Annotated in this window: 8 protein-coding genes; 3 read left to right on the top strand and 5 right to left on the bottom strand. The window is 37.8% G+C overall.

Annotated features, from left to right (window positions below; all coding sequences use genetic code 11):
* Positions 1-145 precede the first annotated feature (145 nt).
* The 4 genes from OWO01_RS02805 to ppc all read right to left on the bottom strand — a co-directional run bounded on the left by OWO01_RS02805 (position 146) and on the right by ppc (position 8,191).
* Positions 146-1,150, bottom strand: coding sequence for an EAL domain-containing protein (locus OWO01_RS02805; RefSeq protein ID WP_268778904.1), 1,005 nt, complete (start codon positions 1,148-1,150; stop codon positions 146-148).
* Between the two features lie 1,345 nt (positions 1,151-2,495).
* Positions 2,496-4,364: a PTS fructose transporter subunit IIABC gene (locus tag OWO01_RS02800; RefSeq protein WP_268778903.1), complete on the bottom strand. Its 1,869-nt coding sequence runs from the start codon at positions 4,362-4,364 to the stop codon at positions 2,496-2,498.
* A gap of 364 nt (positions 4,365-4,728) precedes the next feature.
* The gene (locus OWO01_RS02795) at positions 4,729-4,854 is read right to left on the bottom strand and encodes an aspartyl-phosphate phosphatase Spo0E family protein (RefSeq protein ID WP_268778951.1); all 126 of its coding nucleotides are present in this window, start codon (positions 4,852-4,854) and stop codon (positions 4,729-4,731) included.
* Between the two features lie 583 nt (positions 4,855-5,437).
* Entirely contained in the window at positions 5,438-8,191 is a 2,754-nt protein-coding gene (ppc, locus tag OWO01_RS02790; RefSeq protein ID WP_268778902.1) for a phosphoenolpyruvate carboxylase, read from the bottom strand.
* A 613-nt stretch (positions 8,192-8,804) separates the two neighbouring features.
* On the opposite strand from ppc, the gene glpK reads away from it, so the two are divergent.
* Positions 8,805-10,283: a glycerol kinase GlpK gene (gene glpK / locus OWO01_RS02785; protein WP_272505982.1), complete on the top strand. Its 1,479-nt coding sequence runs from the start codon at positions 8,805-8,807 to the stop codon at positions 10,281-10,283.
* A 107-nt stretch (positions 10,284-10,390) separates the two neighbouring features.
* Here glpK and OWO01_RS02780 read toward each other — a convergent pair whose 3' ends face one another.
* Entirely contained in the window at positions 10,391-11,323 is a 933-nt protein-coding gene (locus OWO01_RS02780; protein WP_268778900.1) for an aldo/keto reductase, read from the bottom strand.
* A 558-nt stretch (positions 11,324-11,881) separates the two neighbouring features.
* On the opposite strand from OWO01_RS02780, the gene OWO01_RS02775 reads away from it, so the two are divergent.
* Together OWO01_RS02775 and OWO01_RS02770 are read left to right on the top strand one after the other, a co-directional pair.
* A complete protein-coding gene (locus OWO01_RS02775; RefSeq protein ID WP_268778899.1) occupies positions 11,882-12,064 on the top strand; it encodes a cold-inducible protein YdjO-related protein in 183 nt (60 codons plus the stop codon).
* A gap of 594 nt (positions 12,065-12,658) precedes the next feature.
* Positions 12,659-13,402, top strand: coding sequence for a SurA N-terminal domain-containing protein (locus OWO01_RS02770; RefSeq protein ID WP_268778898.1), 744 nt, complete (start codon positions 12,659-12,661; stop codon positions 13,400-13,402).
* Positions 13,403-13,433: the final 31 nt, after the last annotated feature.

Raw genomic sequence — 13,433 nt, 5'->3', positions numbered from 1 at the left:
AGGTTTCCTAGTGTTAGCGTTCATTATCCCCACGTTAGCAATTTTGATCTTCTCGTTGTTTTGAAGAGAGATTGTTGCTGAGGGATAGAGGGAAAGTAGACATAGTTCTGTTTAGAAGACATATTGAAAACAAGACGAGATAAGTTTAGTTAATCTCGTCTTGTTTGATTGGTCTTTCTTTCGGTTTTCCGAACAAATATCCTTGAAATAATTGGTATCCATTTTGTTTCAACCAAAGAAAATCTTCCTCTGTCTCCACACCTTCTGCCAGAGGAGTTGCACCAATTTCCTTCGCTTTATTTAAGAAGCGAATGGCGGCAGCTTTTTTGTCATTATTATGTACGACGCGATTAACATATTTCCGGTCAAGCTTCATGTAATCTGGAGAAATGTCTGTTAACATTTCAATCGTACTATATCCTTCACCTACATCATCTAATGCATAATGAAATCCGTGTAATTGATAATAGTTTAATATTCTTTTTAGGTGGTTGACATCTTCTACTTGCTCCGTTTCTACTACTTCAAATACGAGTTGAGCGGTGGTTACATTTAATTGATTGGCTAAGTTAATGGTAGAGCGCAAACAGAACTCTGGTTCATAAATAGCAGTAGGGATAAAGTTGATAAAAGCTTTTTTTGTTGGATCAATTTGGGCGGTATTTTTTACAGCAGTAAGACGACAAAGACGATCCAATGCAAATAAACGCCCCCGTTGCTTGGCGGCAGAAAAAATCACATCCGGATAAATCATTTCCCCAGTTTGATCAATGAATCGAGCGAGTAGCTCATAACCGTAAATGATTTTTTCAGCAGTGACAATTGGTTGAAAGTGATTGATGATTCTTTCTTCTTGAATTACGTGGTCAATCCATGCAGATTTACTATATTGCTCAAATTCAACTAAAGTGCGCCAAGGTTGCTCTCCAATTCGGAAAGAGATGTTCTCCATCTCGCTATGATGAACACAGAAATCATGTAAATCCATCGCTCCTTGTTCGTTAACGTGTAGATGCTGACCTTTCACTTTTACTTGTATATGTTGTCGTTCTAAATGATTGCTAACGATTGCAATGAAATTATTTTGATTATGTTTGCTAAAATCAAATACAATTTCTTGTGCGCTTATGGTGCAGTTTGGACAAGACATGGTAAACGTAACCCCCCCAATTCAATAAAAATGATTATCTACTTAGATTGTATCATAATCTATCATTCTCTCGTTGAGAAGAGATTATATCTAGCAACTTTTTGATAGTGCGTTGAATGTGACACATTCGGAGTTGACACCAGACAGCTTAGTAAATGATTTTTCTTCTCACTTTAATGATGTTTACGTGAGGATGGGCATCAAAAAATACTGTAACTTCTTTAAGGCGGGTTTTTCCCCTAGGTTCAGGGCAGGAATTAACGCTAACCTTGTCAAGATTGCTGCTCTCCCTTAGGTTGAGGGCAGAAAATGCACCTAACCTCATCGAAACGCCGACTTTCGCCTAGGTTAAGCCCTAAAAAGAGCTACAACCTCGTCGAAACGCCGACTTTCGCCTAGGTTAAGCCCTAAAAAGAGCTACAACCTCGTCGAAACGCCGACTTTCACCTAGGTTAAACCCTAAAAAGAGCTACAACCTCGTCGAAACGGCGACTTTCGCCTAGGTTAAGCCCTAAAAAGAGCTACAACCTCGTCGAAACGGCGACTTTCGCCTAGGTTAAGCCCTAAAAAGAGCTACAACCTCGTCGAAACGGCGACTTTCGCCTAGGTAAAACCCTAAAAAGAGCTACAACCTCGTCGAAACGGCGACTTTCGCCTAGGTTAAACCTTGAAAAGAGCTACAACCTCGTCGAAACGGCGACTTTCGCCTAGGTTGAGCCCTAAAAAGAGCTACAACCTCGTCGAAACGCCGACTTTCGCCTAGGTTGAGCCCTAAAAAGAGCTACAACCTCGTCGAAACGCCGACTTTCGCCTAGGTAAAACCCTAAAAAGAGCTACAACCTCGTCGAAACGCCGACTTTCGCCTAGGTTAAACCCTGAAAAGAGCTACAACCTCGTCGAAACGGCGACTTTCGCCTAGGTTGAGCCCTAAAAAGAGCTACAACCTCGTCGAAACGGCGACTTTCGCCTAGGTAAAACCCTAAAAAGAGCTACAACCTCGTCGAAACGGCGACTTTCGCCTAGGTTGAACCCTAAAAAGAGCTACAACCTCGTCGAAACGGCGACTTTCGCCTAGGTTAAGCCTTGAAAAGAGCTACAACCTCGTCGAAACGGCGACTTTCGCCTAGGTTGAGCCCTAAAAAGAGCTACAACCTCGTCGAAACGGCCACTTTCGCCTAGGTTAAACTCTGAAAAGAGCTACAATTTAGCTGAAACGCCTACTTAAACCTAGATTCACACCTCACAGTCTATAGAAATTCAGTTATTATCAACGAGTTAATAATAGAAAAAGATGCTCCATATTACATGAGCATCTTTTTCGAGTAGTCTGTATGACTGTTCTTCCTTAAATTTTTGATTTCTTCAATCCACCAAGCATTAGTGCTGTTACGATAGCACCAATGAGGATTGCTAGTAAATACAACCATCCACTTCCTTCGACTAAACCGATAACGAATAACCCACCGTGTGGAGCAGGTAGACCAATATTGAATAGCATCGATAACGCACCTGCAACTGCAGAACCTGTTACTACTGAAGGAATAACTCGACCAGGATCAGCTGCAGCAAACGGAATGGCACCTTCCGTGATAAAAGAAAGACCCATAACAATATTTGATACACCTGCATCTTTTTCTTCACGAGTAAATTTGTTTCTAAACATGAATGTAGCTAATGCGATCCCTAATGGTGGCACCATACCACCTGCCATAATTGCAGCATGCGGTGTTAAAAATCCTTCCGCGATCATTGCAATACCAAATGTGTATGCTGCTTTATTTATCGGGCCACCCATATCGATAGCCATCATACCACCAAGAATTAAGCCAAGTAATACTGCGTTCGTTGTTCCCATACCTTGTAACCAGCTGCCCAAAGCAGTATTAAATGCGCCAACCGGTATTTCAATAACATAGAACATTAGTAATCCAGTAATAAGTATACCGAGTAATGGATAAATTAAGATCGTTTTAATCCCATCCAACGATTGGGGAATATTAGCAAACATCTTTTTCAATAAAACTACAAGATATCCAGCTAAGAAACCAGCAATTAAACCACCTAGGAAACCAGAGTCACCTTGTGCAGCCATAAATCCACCAACCATACCAGGTGCGAGACCAGGCCGATCAGCAATGCTCATAGCGATAAAACCAGCAAGCACTGGAATCATAAGTCCAAATGCATTACCTCCACCAATGGTATTCAATGCTTCAGCAAATGGGTGGTAATCAGGGTGATCGGGAACGTGTGCTTCAATTCCAAACAAAAATCCGAGAGCAATTAAAATACCACCACCCACAACAAATGGAAGCATGTGTGATACACCGTTCATTAAATGTCGATAAAAAGCATTTTTCTGGCCGGATTTTTCGGATGAACTTTCTCGGTTTGTGCCCGAACCGCTGTAAATAGGTGCATTGCTACTTAATGCACGTTCAATCAAAGCATCTGGGCGTCTGATTCCATCCGTAACACCTGTTTCAATCACAGGTTTTCCTTGAAAACGGTCCATGTCCACTTTAGTATCTGCTGCAATGATAATAGCGTCTGCTTCTTTAATTTCAGCTTCAGTTAAAACATTCTTGGCACCACCAGAACCACGTGTTTCTACTTTCATATCGATGCCTAATTCTTTTGCTTTCGCTTTTAAAGCATCAGCAGCCATGAATGTGTGAGCAATTCCTGTAGGACAAGCTGTTACGGCAAGAATCTTTTTGCCTTGCGTTTGGTTTGTCGGTGCATCTTCAGCCATTTTCTCTTGCTCCTTTCGGTTAATTGCATCAATAATTTGTTCTTTTGATGAAGCGTTTAATAATGTTTCACGAAAAGCAGGATCCATCAACATACTTGATAAACGAGCTAGTGTGTCTAAGTGTTCATTATTAGCACCTTCAGATGCTGCAATCATAAAAAATAAGTGACTAGGTTTACCGTCTAATGAGTCATAATCTATCCCATTTTTAGAACGACCAAAAACGATAGATGGCGTTTTTACCGCGGGAGACTTTGCATGTGGAATGGCAATGCCTTCACCAATACCAGTAGATGTGTGGTTTTCTCTTTTTAAAATATCTTGTTTAAAAGTAGTTTTGTTAGTAAGGCGTCCGGCTTGATCCAAAGTCGTAATAAGCTCGTCAATAACCGTCGCTTTCGTGCTTGAACGAAGCTCCAATGTAATAGTTTCTTTTTTTAGTAAATCGGTTACCTTCATAATAAACCTCCTATAAGAGTAGTGTGAAGTCTTAGCAAGTGCAAATTCAATACGTTCCACTTGTTGATAATTAGTTATAATAAGAAGCCACGATGAATGTATGAATTCACGGCTATTAACTTCATACTCTTATCATAAATGAAACGCTTCCAAAAATCAATCATTTTCATTCAAATACATTCATTAATTATCACAACTCAATCAAAAACAATCAACCCGAACAAAAAAAGAGATTTCTCCAAGGCATAATTGGGAGAAACTCTTGATAAATTTGCTTATTAGATTAGTCTAAAACCAGCTATTACACTTTTTTTTACCAGAAGAAAATTTGAAGATATCTAGACATGAAGTTTTTTCCATTTACTTAAGAGGTTTTCGTATAAGAATACTGATTTAGCAGTTTATCTAATTCTTGAGAAACAGCGACAACTTCTTGTAAATCTTTTGTTTCTTGGTATCGTTTATACATTTTGTGTCTGAGCTGTTCTATTTGTTTATCTGTACTTTCACACTGATTGATATTTTGATAAGTTGAGTTAACCCTAGAAGAAGTTATTGTTTACACCACCTTGTTAAAAACTTATTCTCCCTAAGTGTAACTAAAATTGAATAATTTGTAAACCGGTAGAAAAACTGTTTTTTTGTCGAATGGTGAGTTATGATGAGAAATATTAAGAGTTGGAGTAAGATTCCATCGATAAAACAGAGAAAAGTGCATTTCTATGTAAAAAATCCGCGAATTCTTGTTTTGTATTATTAATTACGGAGAAGCATAATGTTTATCCCAGAGCAGCCATCCGTAAGACTCCCACTTCAAAATAACGAGAAAAGCAAGTTGTTTAAGTGGGAGTAACGGACGCTAGCACCCCGAATGGTTCAAGGGCCTTTAGGTCATCCTTTATGGCTAACAATCATTGGGAGAATAACTAAAAACCCCCACTGATTGAAGTTTCACTTTATAGTTTTGTTACTCTTAGGTGCCTTTGTGAGAAAGGTTTTTGGATGTTAGTAAAAGGAAACCACCCTAATAGCTTTGCTTTTCTAAGGCAGTCTAAAAGGGTGGTTTCACATTATCAACCTGTGTTTCTTAACCCAGCAGCAATACCGTTAATAGTTAACAGTACTTCTTCTAATAATTTATTCGTAAGATCTTCTTCTTCATCTTTACGAAGTTGAGAAATTAATACTACTTGAATTAAATTTAATGGGTCTACTAATGGATTACGTAAACGAACAGATTCTTTGATGTTCACTTGGTGATCCATTAATTCTTTTTGGTCAGCGATTTGTAAAACAACTTCTTTTGTTCTTGCATATTCTTCCTTTATTAAGGTGAAGATACGGTCACTAATTGTTTGATCGTCTAACATTTTTGTATAAACTTCAGCGATTTCTAAATCAGCTTTTGTTAATGCCATTTGTAAATTATTGATCGTTGCTTGGAAGAACGGCCAATTTTTATACATGGACCTTAATAAATCAATATCGTTAGTTTCTTTGAGATAACTTTGTAGTCCAGTTCCAGCAGCATACCATGCAGGTAAAAGCTGACGACTTTGTGTCCATGCGAACACCCAAGGAATAGCACGTAAATCTTCAAATCGATCGCTACCTTTACGCTTCATCGGTCGGGAACCAATGTTTAAGGCACCTAGTTCATTTAGTGGTGTAGCTTGGTTAAAATATTTCAAGAATCCATCATCATGGAAGATTAGATCTTGGTATTTCTTTAAGGCTACTTCCGAAATACTTGCCATTACTTCTCTTGCTTTTTTTGTAGGCATTTCTTTTTGTTCTGGTGACTGAGTGATACCGGCAATAGAAGTTAATAGAACACTGGTTGCTTGTTCTAAACTACGATAAGCAATGTCAGGAAGTAAGTAGCGAGAAGATAATACTTCTCCTTGCTCGGTAATTTTTACGCCGTCTCCAAGTGTAACTGGTGGTTGAGACAATAGACTAGAATATAATGGGCCACCGCCACGTCCGAGTGAACCACCACGTCCGTGGAAGTACTTAAGTTTCACTCCATAAGATGATGCAATGGAATGAATTTCATCTTGAGTCTTATAAAGCTCCCAGTTAGCAGTTATATTTCCACCATCTTTACTACTGTCTGAATACCCAAGCATAATCTCTTGTAAATCTCCGCGTGCTTCAAGGTGCTTACGGTACAATGGAATATCAAATAAACGTTTAATAATAGTTGGTCCAAATTGTAAATCTTCGATAGTTTCTAGTAGTGGAGCTACGTGAAGACGACTTTGTACTCGTCCATCTGGATAAACGCGATATAAACCTACTTCCTTTGCTAGTACAAGTACTTCAAGAAGATCACTAACTGAAGTGGTCATACTAATTAAGTAAACTTCAATTGCTCGTTCACCGAACGTATCTTTTGCTTTTTTAATGGTTCTAAAAGTACGAATCATTTCCTGAGTTTCGTCGGAGAATTCATCATAAATAGAAATTAATGGGCGAGGATCTTCAAGAATTTTAATTAGAAGTTCTAATTTATCCTCTTCTTCTAATGATCGATAATCATCAGCAATTCCGACTTGACGCAAGATCTCGGTTAAGGTACTTTCGTGTTCACCACTGTGATTTCGGATATCTAGTGTTGCTAGATGGAAACCAAAAATTTCTACTTGTCGAATGATTTCACGAAGTAATTTGATTGGATGATTCGTTGGATGATGCTTATCTAGACTATCTTGAATAAGATGCAAATCGTCTAGTAAAGCATGTGCATCTTTATAACTCAATTCATCATCAAGTTCCGTTAAATTCAATCGACGTAACATTAGACCTAACTTGACACGATATACTTCATCTTGTTTATGCCAGCCTTTATAGTTAAGTTCGACTTGGTCAGCAGCAATTGATTCTAACAACTCATCACTAACTGTTACTTTTTTGGTGGACTGACTTAATTTTTCTTTTAATTGATCAAGGGATCCCTTGTATTTACTAAGTACTAATTTACGGTGTTCTTTTAAGGTATTATAAGTTGTCTTCGCTTTTACGTTTGGGTTACCATCACGGTCTCCGCCTATCCAAGAACCAAAGCGCAAAAAGGATGGTACGTGAATTTTTTTATTGTATTTTTCATAAAGTAAATCTTCTAGATCTTGATGTACCACTGGTAATACATCAAATAAAACTTTGTCAAAGAAATATAAACCATTTGAAACTTCTTTCATAACGGATGGCTTCTTTTCCCGGATTTCAGCTGTTTGCCATAAGATTGTGATTTCATTTTCGATCATTTCTTGAATGACTTTCTTGTTATAGCGCGTATAAGCAAATTCCCATTCTTTAAGTAAGTCTGCAACTCGTTGATGGATACGTAACATGGTACGTCGAGTCGCTTCTGTTGGGTGTGCAGTTATGACTAATTCTAGTGACAAGTTACCCAACGCTTCTTCCACTTGTTCTGCTGTTATGTTTTGTTGAAATAGCTGATTGACGCCATCTTCTAAAGATCGTGTTTGGATGATTGAGTCATCTTGCATTTGATATTCTCTTCTTCGGCGACTACGGTAATTTTGTTCAGCAATGTTGTACAGTTGCAGGTTGACAGAGAAGGCACGAATTACTTTTTCACGTAATGGTGGCTCAAGTTTGTTGATTTCTTGATTTAATTGATCGAAATTACTAGGACGATCGTCTTCCCGTAATGCTTTTGATAGGGAGCGGAAATGTTTAACCGTATTAAGTAGTTCGTCTCCACCTTCATGTAATAATACTTGGTCTAATATAGCGTTTAAGTATTCTACATCGTTGTTTAAGGTTACGTTGCTAATTTTTGCTTCATTTTGTTGCATTGAATCACTTCCTTTTAAGATTTTCAAAAAACAGTGTAATTTGTTTTACTTCAGTTGGGGAAGTTGGGATTTGCTGAATGAGTGAAATCGCAGTGTTTAATAGCGCCATATTTTTATCATAACATGATTTTTTTCCGAAAATAACTGAAAAATTTGTCTAATCAAGATTATTATCGCTGAATAATACAGAAAAGGCAATATTATAACGTTAAAATAACAAAATGATCTATATATTCGATTGATCTTCTAGGTGTTTGGTGATTTTTTTAGTAAATGGTAAAAAAATATGAAAAAAAGTAAAAAAACTATTGATAACGCTTTCATTATCAGTTAAGATATAAGAGTAGCAAGCGAGCTGCATCCCTTCGCAAGTATTGACCTGTACCATTAATATTGCACAAATGTTTAATTTGTCCAATAATAATGGTGCAGGTATTTTTTTTGTTATAAAAAAAAGACGAAAGTAATCATCATTTTATATCAGTTATATAGGGGATAACAAAATTTAAAGGATTTTATTTCTCTACTGATAATTCTTATGGTGTGAAGTTATAATATATCAATTTGAATATGATGTTTTTCTTAAAAGGAGTAGATTAAAGTGAAGCAATATATGCTATCTATTGACCAAGGAACAACAAGTTCCCGAGCTTTTTTGTTTAATCAAGAAGGTCAAGTAGTTGCAAAAGCACAACATGAATTTGAACAGTTTTTCCCACAACCAGGGTGGGTTGAGCACGATGCAAATGAAATATGGACTTCTGTTCTTGCTTGTATGACGGATGTTCTGCGTAAAGCAGATATTTCTGCCAAACAAGTCGCAGGTATCGGAATTACGAATCAACGGGAAACAGCAGTTGTTTGGGATAAGCAGACAGGTAAACCTATTCACCATGCAGTAGTTTGGCAATCAAGGCAAACAGAAGCTATTTGTCGAGAGTTAAGAGACGCTGGTCATCTGGAAAGGATTCGTTCCAAAACAGGTTTATTGATTGATCCTTATTTTTCTGGGACAAAGATTAAATGGATATTGGATCATGTGCCTGGTGCTAGAGAAAGAGCAAAACAAGGTAACTTACTTTTTGGTACCATAGATACGTGGTTAATTTATAAACTAACGGGGGGCAAGGCTCATGTGACGGATTATTCAAATGCTTCTCGGACCATGCTGTATAATATTCATGAATTAGTTTGGGATGATGAATTGTTAGATTTGTTAACAGTTCCTAAGAGTATGTTGCCAAATGTTCGCTCTTCATCAGAAATCTATGGAAAAACGATTTCTCACCATTTCTTTGGAGAAGAAGTGCCGATCGGTGGTGTTGCTGGTGATCAACAAGCAGCGCTATTTGGACAAGCTTGTTACGAAAAAGGCATGGTAAAAAACACATATGGTACCGGCTGTTTTATGTTGATGCATACAGGGGAAAAAGCAGTTGAATCGAAACATGGCTTGCTAACAACGATTGCTTGGGGACTTGATGGAAAGGTTACCTACGCATTGGAAGGGAGTATTTTTGTTGCTGGTTCAGCTGTACAGTGGCTTCGTGATGGTTTGAGAATGTTAAAAACAGCATCGCATAGTGAGCTTTATGCGAATCGTGTTCTATCAACGGATGGTGTTTATTTTGTTCCGGCATTCGTTGGGCTAGGTACACCGTATTGGGATAGTGAAGCTAGAGGCGCAATGTTTGGTCTGACAAGAGGAACGACAAAAGAACATTTCATCCGTGCTACGTTGGAGTCGATTGCTTATCAAACAAAAGATGTACTAAATGCGATGACTACGGATGCAAACATTGATGTAAAGACTTTGCGTGTGGATGGTGGAGCAGTAAAGAATGATTTCTTGATGCAGTTTCAGAGTGATTTGTTAGGTGTACCTGTTGAGCGTCCGGTTATTAATGAAACAACGGCTCTTGGTGCTGCTTATTTAGCAGGTTTAGCTGTTGGATATTGGAAAGACAAAGAGGAGATTGCACATCACTGGAAGAAAGATATGGCCTTTGCGTCACAGATGAATGAGGATCGGCGAGAAGAGTTATATCAAGGCTGGCAAAAAGCAGTTGAAGCGGCACGACTATTTAAATAGAAGAAAAAGAAATATTAGTTATGGGAAATAGTCTTGACGATAGAAAAAAGCGGTTGGTGAGATGTAGGTGATATCATCTTCCCAACCGCTTATTAAAATGGTGCTGCTTAGTATGATTCATTCACATGCTGAGGATGTTGATCAGAAACGATCGATAAGTCGGCCGCAGCAGCATTCTTGGTTACTTGGTCTGGGTTTTTACATCCAGGGATAACAGTAGTAACAGCAGGATGTTGCAGACACCAAGCTAGTGCCCATGTTGCCATATCAACACCTTGAGGAACTTCAGTTTCCGCAATTTTTTCAACAAGTTTAAGTTTTTCATTTGTTTCCTTCTCATTATGTTTGGAACGAACGTCAGCATTAGCGAAACTTGTACCAGGCTTATATTTCCCACTTAAGTAGCCACTTGCTAAAGGCACTCGAGCTAGTACGCCTAAATTTTCTGCTTGTGCAATCGGAAAAACTTCTTCTTCGGGTTCTTGGGTTAAACGATTATAAACAATTTGCAAGGCAGTAGCTCCAACTGATTTCGCTGTTTTTGTTTGCATAACACTTGGATTGTTTTGAAGAGATAAACCAATATGACGAATTTTACCAGCTTGTTTTTGTTTATCGAGCATTGTCCACAAATCATCATTTTTGAACTCTTCATCTGATAGAGAGTGAGATTGATATAAATCAATATAATCGGTTTGTAAAGCTTTTAACGAACGATCTAATTGCTTCAATACATCGGCTGCATCAACATGTCTTGTCCGCTCTAAGTAACCATGAAAATGATGACCGAATTTGGTTGCAACGATCCAATCCTCACGTTGGTGACGATTTAAATAATCACCAATGAATTTTTCCGATAGATGGTCACCATAGCATTCGGCTGTATCTAGCAGATTGATTCCTTCTTGTTTTGCTTGATTTAAAATAGCATCCACTTCATTTTGGGTAAAATCTTTTCCCCATTCACCACCAAATTGCCAAGTCCCAACTCCAATGACAGAAACGTCCAAATTTGTATTTCCAATTTTACGATATTTCATTGATTCACCCCATTTTTTTGATTTGCCCGGAGCAACAGTCCGTAGTACTCTCACTTCAATACAATAAAAGTCAAAGGTATTTCAGTGGTAGTAACGGGCGCTAGCACCCCGAATGGTTCAACTAACATTCAGTGTGGAAACCCAACCCCCACACTGAAGTTTAACTTTGTTTAGAGCATATCATATTTTTATTGTATTCGGAAAATGGAGTGCTTTATTTTTTCAAAAAAAAGAACACTCAACTACCGTAGTTGAGTGCCAATAAGGGGGACAATCTAATTTGAAAAAAATACGATATCTCAGCTATGTACGTGAATTATTAAGAATCCAGGTAACTTAGGGAGATATATATTTTAAAATTGTAACCGTTTTCATTATAAAATATTCAACAGGTAATTTCATCGGGCAAAAGAACTATTTTATTTCAATAAAAAGGTATTTTTTTTAATAAGCCCATGGTTGCTGTGTTGGAGAATGGTTAAAATCTAAAGCTTTTTTGTATTTTTATTAAAAGAAGCGTATAATAGAAGGTAATACCCAAGAAAGGGGATGAGTTTTATGGCTTACTATAACAACAAAAGAGAACCGGTCGAAGAGGTAGAGACAGTTGTCTGGTCTTGTAACAGCGAAGAATGTGCAGGGTGGATGCGGGCAGACTATTCATTTGATACTGAACCAGCATGTCCACTATGTCAATCTGAAATGACAGAAGAAACGCGAGTGCTACCTAAACTCGTTTAAATTATACATCAGGATAGAAATAGCACTTTTTAAGAAGGGTGGTACTCAAAAGAGTAGCCACTCTTTATTTTTTCCTAGTGAACTAACGTATAGTATCTATAAACTGTTCATTAGCGAATCTAGGTATGTAAGTGTTTTGACGAGGTTAGAGCACTTTTTTGGGGTCAACCTAAGTGAAAGTGGTCGTTTCGATGAGGTTGAAGCTCTTTTTAGGGTTTAACCTAAGTGAAAGTGGTCGTTTCGATGAGGTTAGGCGCATTTCCTGCCCTGAACCTAGGCGAAAAAACCGCCTTAAAGAAGTTACAGTACTTTTAGATCCTCCATCCTCACGTAAACATCATTAAAGATAAAGAAGGTAGATTGCTTACTGCACTGTTTGTGTCTACTATCAATTACTAGGTAAGGGTTTTAGGAATGGATTACTGAATATTTTACCTGTTGGAAATTAAACGCTTTCATTTAAGGTTATCGTTTTGGTTGAATGTTTATCTCAAACATGTTTCAATAGAGAAACAGTGTTTTTGATTAAGTCATAAAAAACTGTAAAGAATAAATTAAAAGAAAAGCTAATTTTTAAGGAATGGGGTATTTTTTATGAAAAAATTAATGATGTTACTTTTAGTTATAGTTCTTGGTGTTGTTTTAACCGCTTGTGGTGGAGAGGAAGATGAAACTCAAGACGAAGGTGAAGTCTCAGATCCTGATTTAGGCGCAATTGACGATCAAGTGCCAGATGAAGAAGAGCCATTTGAACTTGCATCAGAAGACGAACTTCTAGCTGATGATGAAGTAGTGGCTATTGTTAACGGGGAAGAAATACTTGGTGAACAATATAACATCTCTTATCTTGATGTGAAGAATTATTTTCTTCAACAAGGAGGAGATGTTGAAGATTTAGATTTGATTCGTGAACAGGCGATTAACTTCCTAATTTCAGAAGCTGTGTTAATTCAAGATGCCTTAGATAAAGGGATCACTGCTTCAGAGGAAGAAATCGATCAATTAATAGCACATACGAAAGAAACATATCCTTCAGAAGAAGAATATGAACAAGCACTTGAGAATCATGCTCACACAGAAGAAACCTTTCGTCGCGAATTAAGTTATCAGTTGATACAGCAACAATATGCGAATCAAGAATTCCCTGATATTGAGGTGTCTGAAGAAGATATCAAGGAGTTTTACGCACAGCTAGAGGAGCAAATGGATGATTTACCAGAATTAGAAGAAATTCGTCCAGAGCTTGAAACACAACTTGAGCAAAATGAATCTCAACGTTTAATGGCAGAACGCATTGAGACATTAAGAGAACAAGCAGATTACGAAATCCTTATCTAAAGAAACTCACCAATTGGCGAAGATGAAAAAT

Origin of the sequence: Natronobacillus azotifigens (assembly GCF_026805325.1) — a bacterium.
GTDB classification, from domain to species: Bacteria; Bacillota; Bacilli; order Bacillales; family Amphibacillaceae; genus Natronobacillus; species Natronobacillus azotifigens.
Note: the sequence above shows the minus strand (reverse complement) of the source record. Positions and strands in the feature narration are given on the sequence as shown.